Below are 18,120 nucleotides of genomic sequence, written 5' to 3'. Positions count from 1 at the left end.
CGTTCCAGGGCCGCGCGGAGCGCCTCCGTCCCCTGCCCGTTCGTGACAAAAGTCACGGATTTTGCGGAGGATCTCCGTCGGTCGAGCCCTCGCCGCCCTTCTCGGGCGTCCACGGCTCGGGCGGCGGCGGAGGTAGCTCGGCGACGAGCGGGACGACCGCGCAGGCCGAGAGCTCCACGTTCTGCGTCGCGTAAACGACGAACTCGCCGTGTTGACCGGGGCGCACCTTCACCGCCGCGGGTAGCGGCGCGAAGACCTCCTGGGGCTTGTCGCCCGGCGGGACGTAGAGCGTCGCCGCGGTGCGCGCATCGAGCTCGGGCGCGCGCTTGGGAACGAGGCCGCCCGTCTCGCGATCGCCGCTGCTCACGAGGCGCCGCGTCCCCACGCCGAAGCGGATCTCGCCGGGCCGGTCGTCGTTCGAGCGCGCGCGGCAGAGGACCCGCAGCGCGTCGCCGCTGCCGTCGGACTTCGGCACGACCATGCCGACCGAGACGCCGCTCCGCCCGAATCGCCTGAGCTTCTCCAGGTCGCGATCGCGCGGGCCGCCGACGAGCTCGAGCACGTCCGCCTGGAGCGCGATCCGGAGACCGTTCGGGAGCGGATCGGGCACGCCGAGCAGGCGGATGAGCGGGGCGCGGAGCTCGGGGCCGGCGCCGAGCGCGACGAGCGCCTCGGAGAGCGCCACGCGCGCGTGCTGGTAGCGCTCGGTCGCGAGGTGCTCGGCGAGCGCGGGGCGGGCCGCGTCCTGGCCGATCGCGGCGAGCGCTTCGGCCACATGCGGGCGCAGGCGTACGTCGTCGAGGGCCGCGATGAGCACGGGCAGCGCGGATTTGGCGCGGATCTTCGCGAGCGCCGCGACGATCTCCTTCGCCCGCTCGAACGAGAGGACCTCGCGCTTGTCCGCGCGCTTGCCGTACGCCTCGCGGAACCACGCCACGAGATCGTCCTCGCCGCGGCCGTCGCCGCCCTCGGCGAGCGCGAGCGCCGCGAGGCGCCGCCACTTGGGATCACGATCCTCGAGCAGCTCGCGCGTGCGCGGCGCGCCCTCGCCGAGCCTCGTCAGCGTGAGCGCCGACCAGCGCCGCACCTCGTCGTCCTCGTCCCGCACGAGCGCGAGCCGCATCGTCGGCGAGACCTCGGGCCGTTGGAGGTCAAACAACACCTCGGCGGCCTTGCGCCGGATGAGCACGTCCGCGTCGTCGAGCAGCGCGGCGACGTCGAGCGCCGCGTCCGCATCCCCCGCGATCCCGCGCCGCAGCGCCTCGGGCCAACCCTTGCCCTCGCTGCGCAGACCGGCGATCTCGTACCGCCCGTGCGAGGCCTCCACGCCGCGGAGCTCGTTCCGCATGTCGGCCATGTCCGCCGCGCGCGCGCCCGAAAGATCCCGCGTCTCGGCCGGATCCCGCTCCACGTCGTAGAGCGCGCAGGCGCCGATCCTTCGAGCACAAACGAGCCGGAGCGAACCACGCGCCAGCATGGTCATCGTCTCGGTTTCGGCGAACGCGAAGCCTCGCGCGTCCTCCGGGCTCGTGGCGGTGCCCGCGAGCGCGCGCCCGAGATCCGCGCCGCGCACGCGCGCCGGCCGCGGGATGTCGAGCCCCGAGAGCACGGTCGGCAAGAGATCGACGAGCTGCACGGGAGCCGTCACGCGCCGCGGCGCGAAGAGCCCCGGCGCGTGCACCACGAGCGGGACGCGGACCTGCTCCTCGTACACCGTGGTGCCGTGGTAGCGGCCGCCGTGATCCTGGAACTCCTCACCGTGATCGGCGCTCACGATCACCACCGCGTTCGGCCGGCGCGCGCGCACCGTGGCGAGGATCGAGCCGAGCCCCGCGTCCGCCGCGGCGATCTCGGCGTCGTAGCGATCGATGTCACGATCGCCGAACGGGTGCTCGGGGTGCGTCTCGTAGGGCTCGTGCGGCTCGAAGAGGTGCACCCACAAGAAGACGCGGGCGTTCTTGTCGACGCCGTCGAGGTACGTCTCGACCTGCTTGGCGCGGCGATCGGCGCTCGCGAACTCGACCTTGCGGTACTCGAAGTCGAGGCCGCGCTCGCGGATCGGGCCGAAGCGCTCGGCATCGATGAAGAAGACCGCCGGCGGGAAGAAGGCCGCGGTCTTGTAGCCGTAGCGGCGGAGTTGACCGGCCCACGTCTCGGAGTCGGCGCCAAGGCCCTGGAGCACGAGCGGGCGGATGTACTTGCCCGTCATGAGCGAGGTGACGGCGTACGAGGTGTGCGGCGTCGGCGTGTACGCCCGCTCGAAGACCACGCCCTCGGCCGCGAGCGCGTCGATCGTCGGCGTGGTCTTGCGGCCGTAGCCGTACGCGCCGACGTGATCGGCGCGCAGCGCGTCGATCGTGACGAGCACGATGTCGCGGCCCGCGAGATCCACCGCGCGCCCCGCCTGCCCTTGGTTCACGACGAGCGGCGTGTCGTCGAGCGGCGGCGGCGGCGAGAGCGCGGCCGCGATCTCCACGGCGTTCGCGAGCACCGGCGCGCGCGTCAGGTACACGAGCCGCACGTTGTCCGCAGGCGCGAGCCGCTCGGCCGCCGAGGGCGCGACCGCCGCCGACAGCGCGAACAAACCGAGCGCGAGCGCCGCACGCGCGAGCTTCATGCCGAAGGGCGCGATCGCTCCTTCCGCATCGTCCGTGGCCCCAGGCCGTACGCGTCGCGGCGCATCCCAGGCGACCGGGACGAAGGGCGCGAGCAAGAGCACGAGCAGCGCGAGGCCACGATGAAACGCCGGATAGAGGCGCGGCAGGACGAGCAGGTTGACGAGCTCGACCGCGAACATCAGCGCGATCACGCCGAGGAAGACGCCCAGGCTGAACGTGCGTCGCGGCTTCGGCGCGAGCGCCCGCGCGACGAGCGGCCCGAGCACGAACGCGCCCGCGAACGCGACCCCCGCGACGATGCCCACGAACGGCGCGCGGAGAGGCCCTGACAGAAGGCGCCCCGTGGACACGCCAAACGCCACGGCGCCGGCAAATCCCGCCGCGGAGAGCGCGAGACCGATCCGACCCCATCGCCCTTCCGCGTGGCGTGCGCACTCGACGATCACCCCGCCGATCGCCGCGGCCGGCGCCGCCGCCGCGAACGCGATCGGCCAGAGCTTCCAGAACGCGAGCGTGAGTTCGTGGAGCCCGACGAGCTCACGCCGGAAGACGAGCCCGACGACGACCAGCTCGACCAGCAGGAACACGCCGATCGCGAGGTAGCCGTCGGCGATGCGCCATCCGAGCGGAAGATCTCCCGTCCGCGCGCGCGGCCGCACCACGCTCGCGCCGTCCCGGTCCGGCTTGGGTGCCGAGACCGCGAGCCGACCCTTTGCGCGGCTCGGTCGGGGCGCGGCGGGCGGGACGTGTGCGCCCTCCCCGCCGCGGTTCGTCATGCGTAGGTGATCTCGAGGATCTCGTAGGTACGCGGCCCGGCCGGCATGACGACGCGGACCTCCTCGCCGACCTCGCGGCCGATGAGCGCGCGCGCGAGCGGCGAGGACACCGAGATGCGGTTCTGCTTGATGTCGGCCTCTTCGGGCCCGACGATCTGGTAGACGACTTCCTCGTCCGTATCGACGTTCACGAGCTTCACGCGCGCGCCGAACTGGATCTTGTTGCCGCTCAGCTTGCTCGGGTCGATGACCTCGGCGCGGCTCAACGTCTGCTCGATGAACGAGATGCGCGCGACGATGAGGCCCTGACGCTCCTTCGCGGCGTGGTACTCGGCGTTCTCCGACAGGTCGCCGTGATCGCGGGCCACGCTGATGTCCTTGACCACCTGCGGGAGCTCGATCTTCTTGAGCCGCTCGAGCTCCTCGCGCAGCCGAGCTTGCCCTTCGGGCGTCATGGGCACCTTTTCAGACATCGCAACACCTCGACAAAGACGCTCGGACATGCCGAGCCGAACCTTGGATCCCCTTTAGCATGTTCACGCCGAAGCCGCGCCCACCGTCAGGTGGGGCCACGCCAGCGCACGATCCGCCGCGGCATCGCCCGCCCGGCGTCACGCGCCGCGCGCAGAGCCGCCTTGACCAACGCGGCGCCTGCTTTCTCCAGACCCGCGACGTCCACCCCAACGGCTGCGCCCTCGATCCGCGCCGTCACGTTCGCCCGCCCCTCGGCGCCGCCCTCGCTCGTTTGCTCGACACGAACTTCGAGCGGCAGGTCCGCATCGGGCAGGTGCGCAAACCCCCGGTACGTCGCGCCTGATTCTTCCTCGGCCGCGCGTTCCAGCGCGTACCGCACGCCCGCCGTGGGGCGCCTCTGCGACGCGTCCATCCGCTCTAGGTTCCCTGCTTGTTCGCCGCTTTTTGCGCGTCGAGCTCCGAGAGGAACCGCTTCGCCGTCACGGCGAAGGGCCCGCCATACTCGTCGAGCACCTTCTTGAAGACGACGCGCGCCTCGTCGGGCTTGTTCATCCGCATGAGCGTCTCGCCCTTGAGCACGAGCGCCTCGGGCTCGAGCGCCGATCCGGGGAAGAGCTTCAGCGCGTGATCGATCCGCGCGATCGTCGCCGGGTAGACGTCCTGCCGCAGGTAGAAGCGCGCCACGTAGAGCTCGTGCCGCATGAGCCGACCTTGCACGGCGTCGTGCATCTTGCGCACGTCCTCCGCGTAGCGGCTCCGCGGGTTGTCGCGCAGGAACGCGCCGAGCTCGCGGTAGGCTTCGAGCGCCGTGCCTTGATCACGCTCCTCCTGCGGCGGCAGGAGGAACGTGTCGTCGATGTCGCGGAAGAGCGACTTCGCGATGCGGTAACGCGCGTACTCGACGTCGCGATCCGTGCGGTGGTTCTGGATGAACTCGCGGTACGCCGAGACCGCGTCCGCGTACTTCTCCTGCTCGAACTCGACGTCCGCGATGCGCAGCTCCGCGAGCGTCGCGTACCGGCTGTACGGAAAGAGCTTGCGCACCTCGGCGAACAGGGCGCGCGCGTCTTCCCAGGCCTTGCTGCGGTAGGAGCGCATCGCCTCTTCGTAGGCGGAGCGCGCGTCGTCCGTGTAGGTCAGGGTCGCCTTGCGTCCGTCGCCGACCTGGAGATCACACCCCGCGGCCGCGAGGAGAAGCAGAGGCGCGACGAGGCCGAGGGCCCGGGCGAGCCTCGCCGAGGGCCTCGAAGACGTCGAACCGCAGACCTTGCCCATCCCGCGCTCCGTAGCCCTTTCGCGGCCGGCGCGCCAGTGCTTCCTGCCCCGCCGAGAGGCAGGTATGGATAGGTGCGGCATGGAAAGCTCGTTCGTTACGCCCCAGGCGCCCCCCGGCGAGGCCCTGGGAGCCGCGGTCGCCCCCACCGTCCTCGTCGTCGACGACGAGCGGAACATCCGTCGCACCCTGGATCTCGTCCTGCGCGGCGAAGGCTACGAGGTCATCGAAGCCGAGAGCGGCGAGCAAGCCCTGGAGATCCTCGCGAACGGCGGAAGGCCCGTCGACCTCGCGATCATCGATCTGCTCCTGCCCGGCATGGGCGGCCTCGAGCTGCTCGAGCGCATCCGGCGCGACGAAGCCACGAAGAGCCTGCCAGTCGTCGCGATCAGCGGCCACGCGACGGTCCACGACGCGGTGAAGGCCATCAAGCTCGGCGCGGGCGACTTCTTCGAAAAACCCGTGAGCCGCGAGCGCGTGCTCGTCAGCGTCAAGAACGCGCTCTACTCGTCGGAGCTCGCGCGCAAGGTGCGAGATCTCGAGGCGGAGCTGCTCGCGCGTTACGAGATGATCGGTCGCGCGCCGGTGATGCAGAAGCTCTACAAGGAGATCGATCGCGTCGCGCCAACGAAGGCGAGCGTGCTGATCACGGGCGAGAGCGGCACGGGCAAGGAACTCGTGAGCCGCGCGATCCACCGTCTCTCGCCGCGCATCGCGGGCCCCTTCGTCAAGGTGAACTGCGCGGCAATCCCGCGCGAGCTCATCGAGAGCGAGCTCTTCGGTCACGAGCGCGGCGCCTTCACAGGCGCGCAGTCGCGCAAGCGCGGCTTTTTCGAACAAGCGCACGGCGGCACGTTGTTCCTCGACGAGATCGGCGACATGGAGCCCTCGGCCCAGGCGAAGGTGTTACGCGCGCTGCAATCCGGCGAGATCAGCCGCCTCGGCAGCGAGCGGACGCTGCAAGTCGACGTGCGCGTGCTCGCAGCAACGAACAAAGATCTCAGCCGCGAGGTTTCGGCCGGCCGTTTCCGCGAGGACCTCTTCTTCCGTCTCGCAGTCTTCCCCATCCGCGTGCCCTCGCTACGCGAGCGCAACGAGGACATCCGTCCCCTCGCCGAAGCCTTCATGGCCTCGTTCTGCAAGGAGAACGGGCTCAAGACGAAGCGCATGGATCCAGCCGTCCACGCCGCGCTCGAACGTCGCAGTTTCCCCGGCAACGTGCGCGAGCTGAAGAACGCCATCGAGCGCGCAGCCATCCTCTCGGGCGACACAGTCACGATCGCCGACCTGCCCGAAGATCCGCACGCAAGCCCATTCGACGACGATCTCCAAACCCCCGAAGCGCAGGATCCAAGCGAGCCCATACGCACGCCCCCAGGCCCGCTCCCGTCTTCGATCGAGAACATCCCGCGCACAGAAGGCGGTCGCCGGCTGACGCTACGCGAGTTCCGCGATCAGGCCGAGCGTCGCTACATCATCGAGGTGCTGCAGAGTCTCGACTGGAACATCTCGCGCGCCGCGATCGTCCTCGGCGTCGAGCGCACAAACCTCCACAAGAAGATCCGCGCCTACGACATCCGGCGAGGATGACCAGAGCGTAGCGCCGGGGTTTCACCCCGGACCCGAGCAGGGGCTGTCCGCCCCTGCACCCGGACCAGGGCAAGCCCTGGACCTCAGGGGGAAGAACTGCGCGATGCGCAGTTCTTCCCACAGGCCGGTGGCAAGACCAGGCAGCAGCGTTGCCAGTTGAAGCCGTCTTGTTTGGCAGGGCCTTCGCCGGTCTTGCCTCGGCCTGTTCGATGAACTGCGCATCGCGCAGTTCATCGACGAAAGGTCCAGCGCTTGCGCTGGTCCGGGTCGAGGGGCGGACAGCCCCCGCGGGGTCCGGGGCAGCGCCCCGGCGCGGCGGCCTCAGGGCCGACCGGCGCCCCCCACCACGAGCGGCGCGATGATGTCGGCGACGCTCTTCGCGAGCAGCGGCGCCCCTGCTCCGCTCCGCGTCGACGCCTCGCGCAGGACGGGCTCCGCGATGAAGATCGCGAACGAGACGTAGTCGTAGAGCCACTGCGCGAGCATTGCTTCCGCTTGATCGGGGCCCACGAGCATCGCCACGTTCTCGATGATCTGTCCGTCGTCGAGCGTCCCGTCCGGCTTCGGTCCTGCACGCATGAAGAGCGCGTCGTAGATGCCCGCACCCGTCGCGAACGAGGTGAGGTGCTGCCGGACCTCGTCGCCGCGCTTCACGGCGTCGACCTCGCGCATCACCATCGACATCGCCTCGTTGAAGAGCGCGACGATCGCGGCCGGCCCGGTGGGCCGTGGCGCGCGCACCGTCACGCAGCCTCCTTGCACGAGCTGGAAGATCTGCCGCGTGACCTCGAACTCCCCCTGCCCCACCGCGCGGCAGATGTCCGCCACCGATCGCACGCCGTCGATCGCTCGGTAGACCTGCGCGAAATCGCCGTCGTTCGGCGGAGGCCGATCCGGCACGCGATCCGGCACGTGCTCGGCCGACGGGATGCGCTCGCGGAAGTAGCGCATCTCGTCCATGCGCCGCACCGCTTCCATCAGGAGGCCACTCACGGGCACGTTCTGTCGCGACGTCAGCCGCGCCTCGTCGAAACGATCGAGGAAGTAGAACATCCCGCTCTCGGCGCGGATCACCGCGTAGACGATCTCCTCGACCTGCCGGCCCATGAGCTGGAACAACGTCTCGCGCGAGATGTGCCCCATGCGCACGGCCATCTCGCCGAAGCGCACGTCGCCCGTCACGGCCTTCGCCACCTCCTGGAGCTGCTCCAGCGAGAGCGCGCCGTACCGATAGAGCACCTCGCCGAGCCGCTCTCCTTCAGCGCTCGAGTACGCGCCCACCACCGCGCCGTGCTCGAAGAAGATGCTCCGGTTCGTCGCGCCGTCGTAGATCGCGAGCTCGCCGGTCCACGCGCTCTGGCCGATCATCGACACGATGTCGCAGAGCGCGCTCGCGCTCGTGATCTCGCCGCAGAGCCGGAGGCTCCCTGCTTCGGGCGCGTCCGCGCGACGCATGACGACCACGTGCGCGGGTGCCGGCATCAGTCGGAACGCGCCTTGTCGCGCGCGCATCCGCTGGCTTGCCAGCTTGCCGACTGGGTGCGCCGTACCCGTGCCGTCCACGCGCACGAGATCGTGGCCGTCCTCGCCCATCTGCTCGGTTTATAGCAGGACACGAGCGGAACATGCCTCGGCTTTCCGCGGGGATGGCCATGCTACCGTGCTCCCCGTGACCGCCTCCCCCGATCCGATCGCCTCTCCCCAGGCGCTCTCGGCTGCCCTTGGCGGGGCGCGCTACCTCTGCGACCCGGCCACGGCCCTCTCCCTGTGGCTCGCCCTCCGCATGGAGCGCCCGCTCATGCTCGAAGGACCCGCGGGAGTCGGCAAGACCGACCTCGCCCGCGCCGCCGCCCAGGCCCTCGGCCGACCGCTCGTCCGGCTCCAGTGTTACGAGGGCCTCGACGAGGCCAAGGCCCTCTACGAGTGGGACTACGCCAAGCAAATGCTCTACACGCAGCTCTTGCGTGACGCGATCGCCGCGGAGACACACGGCGCAACCATCGCTGGGGCCGCGCAGATCGTGGCCAAGAGCGAAGCCTCCTTCTTCACCGAGCACTTCCTCCTCTCCCGCCCGCTGCTCGCCGCGATCCGCAACGATGCGCCCGTCGTCCTGCTCATCGACGAGGTCGATCGCGCCGATCCCGAGTTCGAGGCCTTCCTCCTCGAAATCCTCTCCGAGCTGCAGGTCACCATCCCCGAGCTCGGCACCTTCCGCGCCAAGCACCCACCACTCGTGCTGCTCACGACGAACGCCACGCGCGAGATGACCGAGGCGCTCCGCAGGCGTTGCCTGCACGCCTTCCTCGACTACCCATCCTCGTCACGCGAGCTCGCGATCCTCGAGCTCGTCGTCCCCGGCATCGATCGCACGCTCGCCTCGCACCTCGTCGCGTTCATCGGCGAGCTGCGCAAGATGGACCTCCGCAAAGCGCCCGCCGTGAGCGAGACCCTCGACTGGGCGCGCGCGCTCGTCCTGCTCGGCAAGAGCAAGCTCGATCCGGACCTCGTCCAGGGCACGCTCGGCCTCTTGCTCAAGCACCAGGAAGACAAGGTCTCCGTCGAGCCGCGCCTCGAATCGCTGCTGACGCGCGCGTCGGAAGGGTGACGTCTCGCCGGGGCGCTGCCCCGGGCCCCGCGGGGGCTACGCGCCCCTCGACCCGCGCCAGGGCAAGCCCTGGACCATTTGGGGAAGAACTGCGCGATGCGCAGTTCTTCCCACAGGCCGGTGCAAGACCAGGGACGGCGTTGCCAGTCGCGGCGGTCTTGCTTGGCAGCGTTGCTCGCCGGTCTTGCCTCGACCTGTTCGATGAACTGCGCATCGCGCAGTTCATCGACCACGGGTCCAGCGCTTGCGCTGGTCCGGGTCCAGGGGCGGATAGCCCCTGGTCGGGTCCGGGGTGAAACCCCGGCGCGACGCCCCTTACGATCCACTGCGCCCCTCGGGTACCTTCGGGCCCATGACATCCGCGCCGGCGACCTACACCTGGTCCTACCTTCTCCAGGTGGTCCCCTTGCCTACCCCGGAACAGGCTGCCCTCTACGCGATCGATGTTCCGCCGGGCGAGCTCATCGAGCGCGGCACGCGTATTCGGAGCGAGAAGATTCTCACGGATCTCGTGCGTATTGGCGGCATCGCGGCGGAGTTCTGGCCCAAGACCACGCTGGCGCAGAGAAAGCTCCTCCTCGGGTTCTCCGATGCGCTCCTGCGTGTCTTCGTGCATGCGGGCAAGAAGCTCGCGGATCTCGTGGAGCAACGGAACCTCTCCGTCGAGGGACGCGAGCGGAACCGCGCTGCTGCTGTTGCGATTGCCGAGACGACTTATGCCGAGGGGATGGCTGAGCGGGAGCGCCTTGCGACCACGCTCGAGGGCGTCGCGGACCATGCGCCTGGCCTCGCCGAGCGGGTGGACAAGGCGCGGAGCCGCGTCGTCGATGCGCAGACCCTTGCTACCTCGCTCGCTGCGCTCGTCGCGCTCGCGCGTGATCTCGTTGCCGAGGGAGGGTCCAAGGTGGCGCTTCAACTCTTTGATGGGGGGCTCACGGCTGAGGACCTCGATGAGAGCGAGGCGCTTGCTGGCCGCGTGAAGTCGACCAGCGAGAAGGCTGCCGGCGCGCGCACGCAGGGCGGCGTCACGCAGGCGGAGCTCGATCTGCAGGATGGGATTTGCCTGGCGTACATGGAGCGGGTGATGAAGGTGTGGAATCGCGCGCACGAACAGGATCCTTCGATCCCGCAGCTCTTGCCGATCACCACGCGGCGGCTGCTTGGCACGACGCGGCGGCGGGCTGCTCCGACAGAGCCGGCCTGACGCACGGTCACACTGTCGCGGGTCATGGCGGACCTGTCGCGAGCCATGGCGGACGCGTCGCAGGTCATGGCGCATACGTCGCGAGCCATGGCGGACCCGTCGCGAGCCATGGCGGACGCGTCGCAGGTCATGGCGCATACGTCGCGAGCCATGGCGGACGCGTCGTGAGCCATGGCGGAACTGTCGCGAGCCATGGCGGACGCGTCCCGAGCCATGGCGGACGCGTCCCGAGCCATGGTGGACGTGTCCCGAGCCATGGCGGATCCATCGCCAGGCCATGGCGGATCTGTCCCGAGCCATGGCGGATCTGCCGGCGACCTAACGCAGCTCCGCGACCTTCTCCCCGAACAGCTTCTCCAGGCGCGCGAGCATCTCGTCGCTCGGCGTCACCGTGAGATCACGCCCGAGCGCGAGCACTGCCTCGGCTCCGTCGTCGAGCTGGATCAAGAGGTGCACCGGGCAAACGCCGCGGCTCGACGCCAGCACGTCCCGCAGTTTGCCGATGTGATCCCGCGTCGCCTTCCGCGCCTGCACGCGGATGCGCACGCTCTTCGTCTCCGCGCGGATCGCGTCCGCGAGCAGCACGACCTCGTCGAGCATCAGCGTCGGCTCCCGCGGCGCCGCCTGCTCGTCCTCGGCGCCCTCCTCCACTTGCGGAAAGCTCACCTTGCCCGACACGAGCACTGGCTCGTTGCCTTGCAGGAGCGTGCCATACGCCTCGATCTGCTTGTCGCGCACCTTCACCTCGACGCGACCGCTCGTGTCTTCGAGGTGGAAGAACGCGACCTTGCCGCCGCCGCCCTTGAAGATGCGCTCGCGATAGCCCTCGACCATTCCGGCCACGCGCACCTTCGACCACGGATCTTTGTGCGGGAGTGCGCTCGCCGCGATCACCTCGAAGCGACTGAGCTCCGTGCCGTATCGATCGAGCGGATGCCCCGAGACGTAGAAGCCGAGCGACTGCTTCTCGCGCACCAGCATCTCGCGCAGATCCCACGGCTCGCATTGCGGGTACTCGTCGAGCTTCTGCTCCGTCGTGGGCGCCGCCTTCGCGAAGAGACTGAAGAGCGACCCTTGCCCGCGCTCACGATCCTTGCTCGCGCTCCGCGCGCGCTCGAGCGCCTGGTCCAGCGCGGCGAACGCGCGCGCCCTCGTGATCCCGCGCGGCACGAGCGTCGCGTCGAACGCCCCCGACTGCGTGAGCGCTTCGAGCACGCCCTTGTTCACGCGCCGCGCGTCGACGCGCTGGGCGAAGTCGAACAGATCGGCGAACGCGCCGCCCGAGGTGCGCACTTCGAGCACCGCCTCCAGCGCCGACTCGCCCACGCCGCGGATCGCGCCGAGGCCGAAGCGGATCTTCGGATCGTACGGATCGGCGTCCTTGATCTTGCTCGGCGCCTTCCGGCCGACCTTCTTCGTGGCCTTGCCCGGCTCGCTGTAGACGACCGAGAAGTCGATGTTCGACTCGTTGATGTCGGGCGGGAGGATGTCGACGCCCCAGGCGCGGCCCTCCGCGATGATCCGCACGACCTTCTCGATCTTGTCGCGATCCGCGGTCATCAGCGCGCAGAGGAACTCCACGGGGTAATGACGCTTGAGGTACGCGGTCTGGTACGTGATCAACGCGTACGCGGCCGAGTGGCTCTTGTTGAAGCCGTAGCCCGCGAAGAACTCGAGCAGACCGAAGATGCGATCGGCGTCCTCGGCGGACACGCCCTTCTTCAAGGAGCCCTCGACGAAGATGGACTTCTGCTTGGCCATCTCCTCGGGCTTCTTCTTGCCCATCGCGCGGCGGAGCAGGTCGGCGCCGCCGAGCGTGTAGCCGGCGAGCTGCTGCGCGATCTGCATGACCTGCTCCTGGTAGACGATGACGCCGTAGGTCGGCTTGAGCAGATCGTCGACGAGGTCGTGCATCTTCGCGATGGGCTTTCGCCCGTGCTTGCAGTCGACGAAGTCCTTCACCATGCCCGTGCCGAGCGGGCCGGGGCGGTAGAGCGCGACGGCGGCGACGATGTCTTCGAAGTTCGTCGGGCGCAGGTCCTTGAAGAGCTGCTGCATGCCGCTCGATTCGAGCTGGAACACGCCCGTCGTCTCGCCCGATTGCAGGAGGTGGAACGTCTCCTCGTCATCGAGCGAGATCGCGTTGATGTCGAACACCTCCGCGCCTGCCTTGCCCTTCTGATCCGGTCGCGCGTGGATCAGCCGCACCGCGATGTCGATCACGGTGAGCGTCTTCAGGCCGAGGAAGTCGAACTTGACGAGGCCCGCCTGCTCGACGTCGTCCTTGTAGTACTGCGTGACGAGCGCTTCGCCGTTCCGGAAGCACGGCACGTGGTCCCAGAGCGGACCCTCGCTGATCACGATGCCGGCCGCGTGCATGCCGGCGTGCCGCGTGAGCCCCTCGAGCTTCTGCGCCTGCGTGAGCAGCTCGCGCACCGAGGGATCACTCTCCATGTGCGCCTTGAGCTTCGGCTCGATCTCGATCGACTCGGGGATCGTGTACGTCTGCCCCGGCCCCTTCTGCGGGATCAGGTTCGCGATCTTCTGCGCCTCGGCCGGCGGGAAGCTCATCGCGCGGGCCACGTCCTTGATGACGCTCTTCGCCTTGAGCTCGTGGAACGTCGCGATCTGCCCGACGCTATCCTTGCCGTACTTCTCGGCGACGTACCGGATCACCTCGTCGCGCCGATCCATGCAGAAGTCGACGTCGAAGTCCGGCATGCTCACGCGCTCCGGGTTCAGGAAGCGCTCGAAGAGCAGGTTGTACGGGATCGGATCGAGATCCGTGATGCGCAGCGCGTACGCCACGAGCGAGCCCGCGCCCGAGCCGCGGCCCGGGCCCACCGGGATCCCCATCTCCTTCGCCTGCCGGATGAAGTCCCAGACGATCAGGAAGTAGCCGGGGAACTTCATCCCGATGATGACGTCGAGCTCCATGTCGAGGCGCTTGCGGTACGCCTCCTGGTCGACCGTCTTGCCCCCGCGGCCGAACTCCTCGAAGCGCTTCGTCAGCCCCTCGTGCGAGACGTGCCGGAAGTACGAGTTCGTATCGAACCCCTCCGGCAGCGCGAACGTCGGCAGCATCGGCTGGCCGAGCTTCAGCTTGAGCCCCGCGCACCGCTCGGCGATCTCCAGCGTGCTCTTGATGGCCTCCGGGTGGTCGCGGAAGACGTGCGCCATCTCGTCCGGCGACTTGAGGAACATCTCGAAGCTCTGGTGATGCGCCGCGAACGCGTCCGCATACGAGCGGTTCGCCGCGATGCACGAGAGGTAGAGGTGCCCTTCGCCGTCGTCGCGGCTGCCGAAGTGCGCGTCGTTCGTCGCGACGATCGGCAGGCCCCGATCCTTCGCGAGGCGCGTGAGGATCCCGTTCAGCACCGGCTGCTCGACAAGCCCGTGATCCTGCAGCTCCACGTACAGGCTGCCCGGCTCGAACGCCTCGACGAGCCGACCCATCGCCGCGCGCCCTTCGTCCTCGCCCTCCTCGAGCACGCGCTGCGCGAGCACGCCGCCCATGCAGCCGGAAAGGCCGATCAGGCCCTTGTTGTTCTGCGCGATGAAGTCGAGCGACACGCTCGGCGCGGCGCCGCTCATGGGCGTCACGTGGCCCTCGGACACGATCCGAACGAGGCTCTTGTAGCCCTCGAGGTTCGACGCGAGCAGCACCAGGTGATCGACCGGCGTGTCGTCCGTCTTGCCGCTCGGCACATCGTTTCGCGCAGTGCGCGGCCGCGCGACGTTCACCTCGCAGCCGAGGATGGCGCCTACCTGTGCGTCCTTGCACGCCTTGTAGAGCTGGATCGCGCCGAACATGTTGCCGTGGTCGGTCAGCGCCACGGCGCGCATTCCGAGCGCCTTCGTCTTGCCGACGAGGTCCTTGATCTTGAGGGCCCCGTCGAGCAGCGAGTACTGCGAGTGGACGTGGAGATGAACGAACTCGGCTGCCACGATCGATCTTGCCTCGGCGTTGCTTTCGGCTCGGGCGAGCTCGCTTCAGGATAGGCGCGCGTCACCCAAACGAGGCGCCTGTTCGTGATGCTTCGCGTCGCTGGTGAAGCTGCATCGTACGGCTTCACTCTGGCCGTGTGCGGTGCGTCGCGCCCCGGGATCGCCCTTGCTGAAAAGGCAACGGCATGGCTAGCATGCGCCCCGTCCACGGGCACTCGACTGGCTGCCGTGCGCTTTGCGAACGACCCGGGTTCGGGTTCGGGAAAGTGAGTCAGGTTTCTATGCTTCGCACTCGTCTTCTCACTGCGGTTTTCACGGCGACTTCGCTCGCGGTTCTCGGGGGCTGTGGCTCCGACACGGTCTCGGAAAAACCCCCGGCGCCGCCGCCCGAGGATCCCGTGGGGCTCGCGCCTCCGGAGGAGCCCGCTGGTCTGTCCGCGTGCGAGGGGCCGGGCAAGGTCATGGCGATGAGCCAGATCTTCCTCGGCGACACGAAGCGTGACGGCACGCCGGATCCCACGGGTGGCTGGAAGGCGTTCGGCTACGACCTCGACGGTCGCGCCTCGACGAAGGCGTCGGTCGGCCTCTGCAAGCCGCGCGCAGGCGGCTCGCCGGCGGTCGTGTATCCGGATGGCGACGAGGGCCGGGACAACTCGTTCGGCAAGAACATCCTGCCGGTCATCCTCGGCCTCGCGTCGGACATCAGCGCGCAGGCGAACGAGGCGATCGCGAACGGCGAGTTCACGATCATGCTCGACATGGCGACGCTCGGCACGTCGTCGGACTGCAACAGCCTGACGTCGAAGCTCTACGGCGGCGCGGACCTCGGCGCTCCGCCGAAGTGGGACGGCACCGACCAGTGGCCGCTCATCCCCGAGCTGCTGAGCAACGAAATGGATCCGACCTCGGCGAAGATCGTCTTCCCGAAGAGCTACGTCGTGAAGGACACGTGGGTCTCGGGCACGAAGGGCACGGTCAAGCTCTCGCTCTCGATCAGCGGGTTCACGATCGCGCTCGACATCAACAGCGCGGTCATCACGGTGGACCTCAACGCGGAGCGCAACGGCGGCACGAACGGCACGATCGCCGGCGTCATCGAGACCGAGGCGCTGATCACGGAGATCTCGAAGGTCGCGGCGGCGTTCGACGAGTCGTTCTGCGATAAGGACTCGCCCACGCTGCAGAGCATCCTGAACCAGATCCGCCAGGCGTCCGACATCATGAAGAACGGCACGCAGGATCCGGCCGTGGAGTGTGACGGCATCTCGATCGGCCTCGGCTTCGACGCGAAGGCCGTGCAGCTCGGACCGGTGGCGCCGAAGGGCGAGCCCCCGCCGGATCCCTGCGCGATGCCGATGCCGTGAAGGCTCACGTCGGACACGAGGGGCCGGCCCACGGGGTCTGCCCCTCGTGGCCCGACGTTGCAGGACGGAGGGCGCATTCGGCGCACGCCAGCGGGGGGGAATGCGTGTGCTTCGGCGGCGCGCGCCCTACAGTTTGTCATGGGGGGATCGTGTTGAAGGGGGACCGGGCGTGTGGACGGCGGGAACGTGCCCGGGTGAGCCGTTTGGCCCGCGAGAAACGTCGAGGGGCAAGAAGCGGGGGCGCGTAAGGCGTCCGCATGCTGCGACGTTGGGTGGGGGATCGAGCGGTGGAAAGAAAAACTCCAAACCGCCTGAAGAAACCTGATAGAAGCGCGTCCAAGACCCGTTCGGCTCGACGGCTGCCTGCACGCCGGTGAACCATGGCTTGGCCGCGGCCCGTGCTTCTCGGAGGAGATCAATCTCTATGCAAAAGTTCCTGGCTCCCGTTCTGTGCACCGTGCTGATGGTCGGCGCCCTCGGCGCGATGACTGGCTGCACGGCCTCTGCGTCCGTGGGTAGTGGTGCGGAGACGCCGCCGCCCCCGCCGCCGCCCCCGCCGCCCCCGCCGCCCCCGCCGCCCCCGCCGGCCGCGCCGCCCGCGGCGGAGCTCAAGACGGAGGGCAACAAGCTCGTTCTCCCCGGCGCCATCGTCTACAAGACGGGCAGCGCGGAGCTCGAGCCGGTCAGCTTCCCGATCCTCGATCAGGTCAAGACGTACCTCGACTCGAAGCCGAACGTGACGCTGCTCCGCATCGAGGGCCATACGGACGCGGACGGCGACGCGGCGAAGAACCTCGACCTCTCCGCGCGGCGCGCGCAGTCGGCGGCGAAGTACCTCGTGGGCAAGGGCGTCGATTGCAAGCGCCTCATCGCGGTCGGGTTCGGCGTGACGAAGCCCGTCGCCGACAACAAGACGGCCGAGGGCAAGGCCCAGAACCGCCGCACCGACTTCATCAACGCGGCGCTCAACGGCAAGCCCATCATGAAGATGCCGGTCGACGGCGGCGCGCCCAAGGTCCTCGACGCCTGCGCGCCCTGACGATCCCGCGTCTCCCCTCCTCTCCCACCGTCCTTCCCCTCCCCTCCCGAACCCCGGGGTGAGGCGAGACCAGCCGCCGAAAAACGCTGGCCAATCCGCCCCGGGCCCATCATCCCTTCATGGCCATGCGCCCGCTCGTCCTCACGTCGCTGCTCCTCGGCTCGTCGCTCGTCTTCGCGGCGGGGTGTGACTCCTCCTCGCGCGACGTGCGCGAGTGGAAGCCGACGGATCACGATCAGCCCCTCGGTCAACAGCCCGGGCAGGTCGCCGCGCGTCCTCGCAACTCCGCGGAGCAGGGGCCCGATCAGAGCCTCGTGGAGATCGCCTGGCAGCGCAACTGCGCGAGCTGTCACGGTCAGCGCGGCAAGGGCGACGGGCCGCAAGGTCCGATGGTGCGCGCGCCCGATCTCACACGATCGGACTGGCAGGCGCAGGTGACGGACGATCAGGTCGCCGAGGTCATCCGCAAAGGTCGCAACCGGATGCCGCCGTTCAGCAACCTGCCCGATCAAGTCATCATGGGCCTCGTCGGCCGCATCCGCGCGAACCGCTCGCCTTGATCCGCGCCTCACGTTGACTTCCCCTCTCCTGCTCGTCACGTTGCGGCCGATGCAGCGGGAGACGACGACGGACGAGGAAACGCAGCCGCAGGCCGAAGGACCGGCGAAGCCCTTGTTCACGCCTTCGCCGCGGCGGCGACGGCTCCTGTCGTTGCTCCTGCTCGCGGGCGGCGGCGCGGCGTTCCTGTCGCTTTCGCCGCACTGGCCCAAGGAGCGCTCGGTCGATTTTCGTCTCGACGGCGAGACCGGCACGGTCGTCGGCTTCGATGTGACATGGTCGCGGGCCGGCGGGGAGGCGGAGGCCGTCAGCGGCAGCTCGTTCCACTTCGAGCCCGGGCGCGCGCCGAAAATCGTCCACACGTCCGTGCACTTGCCGGATGGTTCGTATGCACTGGACATCCGCATCGACCGCGCGGATCGCAGCGACTCGATGCAGCGCACGCTGACACTCGGAGACGCCGAGCAGATCACCGTGCCGCTTCGCTGAGGCAGAGAGCGTCCTTCAAGCATCGCCTGCGTCTCGCGGGACACGGTTCGCGGGTCGAGAAACGACCTGCAAATCAGCCATCAAGCGTACGAATTCGCTCGGTATTTCTCCGTTCGTGCCGGTGAGGCTTCGTGCGGGAACGGAACGTGTGACGAATTCGCTTGATGCGGCGCCCCAGACAC

The 18,120-nt window shown here is 69.0% G+C and carries 13 protein-coding genes; 7 read left to right on the top strand and 6 right to left on the bottom strand.

The genetic code is table 11. The annotated features are described in order from the left end of the window. Positions 1-52 precede the first annotated feature (52 nt). From KEG38_RS29020 to KEG38_RS29005, 4 genes are all read right to left on the bottom strand, one after another. The gene (locus tag KEG38_RS29020) at positions 53-3,394 is read right to left on the bottom strand and encodes a sulfatase-like hydrolase/transferase (protein WP_272423108.1); all 3,342 of its coding nucleotides are present in this window, start codon (positions 3,392-3,394) and stop codon (positions 53-55) included. Beyond that, positions 3,391-3,867, bottom strand: a complete 477-nt coding sequence (greA, locus tag KEG38_RS29015; protein WP_272423106.1) for a transcription elongation factor GreA — start codon at positions 3,865-3,867, stop codon at positions 3,391-3,393. The genes KEG38_RS29020 and greA overlap by 4 nt, the downstream gene beginning before the upstream one ends. 86 nt (positions 3,868-3,953) lie before the next feature. Further along, positions 3,954-4,280, bottom strand: coding sequence for a hypothetical protein (locus KEG38_RS29010; protein ID WP_272423104.1), 327 nt, complete (start codon positions 4,278-4,280; stop codon positions 3,954-3,956). Positions 4,281-4,285: 5 nt separating this feature from the next. After that, positions 4,286-5,143, bottom strand: coding sequence for an outer membrane protein assembly factor BamD (locus KEG38_RS29005; RefSeq protein WP_272423103.1), 858 nt, complete (start codon positions 5,141-5,143; stop codon positions 4,286-4,288). A 79-nt stretch (positions 5,144-5,222) separates the two neighbouring features. On the opposite strand from KEG38_RS29005, the gene KEG38_RS29000 reads away from it, so the two are divergent. Further along, a complete protein-coding gene (locus KEG38_RS29000; protein ID WP_272423102.1) occupies positions 5,223-6,731 on the top strand; it encodes a sigma-54-dependent transcriptional regulator in 1,509 nt (502 codons plus the stop codon). A gap of 321 nt (positions 6,732-7,052) precedes the next feature. Here the strand turns inward: KEG38_RS29000 and KEG38_RS28995 are convergent, their stop codons facing one another. Then, complete coding sequence (locus KEG38_RS28995) at positions 7,053-8,324, bottom strand: DUF4388 domain-containing protein (protein ID WP_272423101.1); 1,272 nt, start codon at positions 8,322-8,324, stop codon at positions 7,053-7,055. Between the two features lie 76 nt (positions 8,325-8,400). On the opposite strand from KEG38_RS28995, the gene KEG38_RS28990 reads away from it, so the two are divergent. Together KEG38_RS28990 and KEG38_RS28985 are read left to right on the top strand one after the other, a co-directional pair. Beyond that, positions 8,401-9,336 carry an AAA family ATPase gene (locus tag KEG38_RS28990; protein WP_272423099.1) on the top strand — a complete coding sequence of 312 codons (936 nt, stop codon included), beginning with the start codon at positions 8,401-8,403 and terminating at the stop codon, positions 9,334-9,336. 352 nt (positions 9,337-9,688) lie between these two features. Further along, a complete protein-coding gene (locus KEG38_RS28985; protein ID WP_272423097.1) occupies positions 9,689-10,540 on the top strand; it encodes a hypothetical protein in 852 nt (283 codons plus the stop codon). 318 nt (positions 10,541-10,858) lie between these two features. On the opposite strand, the gene dnaE is transcribed toward KEG38_RS28985, so the two are convergent. Continuing rightward, positions 10,859-14,488 (bottom strand): DNA polymerase III subunit alpha, encoded by a 3,630-nt coding sequence (dnaE, locus tag KEG38_RS28980; RefSeq protein ID WP_272423096.1) that lies wholly within the window; start codon positions 14,486-14,488, stop codon positions 10,859-10,861. A gap of 281 nt (positions 14,489-14,769) precedes the next feature. Between dnaE and KEG38_RS28975 the strand changes: the two genes are divergently transcribed. From KEG38_RS28975 to KEG38_RS28960, 4 genes are all read left to right on the top strand, one after another. After that, complete coding sequence (locus KEG38_RS28975) at positions 14,770-15,852, top strand: hypothetical protein (RefSeq protein WP_272423095.1); 1,083 nt, start codon at positions 14,770-14,772, stop codon at positions 15,850-15,852. Between the two features lie 424 nt (positions 15,853-16,276). Then, a complete protein-coding gene (locus KEG38_RS28970) occupies positions 16,277-16,891 on the top strand; it encodes an OmpA family protein (RefSeq protein WP_272423093.1) in 615 nt (204 codons plus the stop codon). Between the two features lie 119 nt (positions 16,892-17,010). Further along, positions 17,011-17,451, top strand: a complete 441-nt coding sequence (locus KEG38_RS28965) for a c-type cytochrome (RefSeq protein ID WP_272423091.1) — start codon at positions 17,011-17,013, stop codon at positions 17,449-17,451. 13 nt (positions 17,452-17,464) lie between these two features. Next, complete coding sequence (locus tag KEG38_RS28960) at positions 17,465-17,938, top strand: hypothetical protein (protein WP_272423090.1); 474 nt, start codon at positions 17,465-17,467, stop codon at positions 17,936-17,938. Positions 17,939-18,120: the final 182 nt, after the last annotated feature.

It is taken from the genome of Polyangium jinanense, from assembly GCF_028435265.1.
Classification (GTDB): Bacteria; Myxococcota_A; Polyangia; order Polyangiales; family Polyangiaceae; genus Polyangium; species Polyangium jinanense.
The sequence above is the reverse complement of the archived record's forward strand: the minus strand, read 5'-3'. Positions and strand labels throughout refer to the sequence as shown.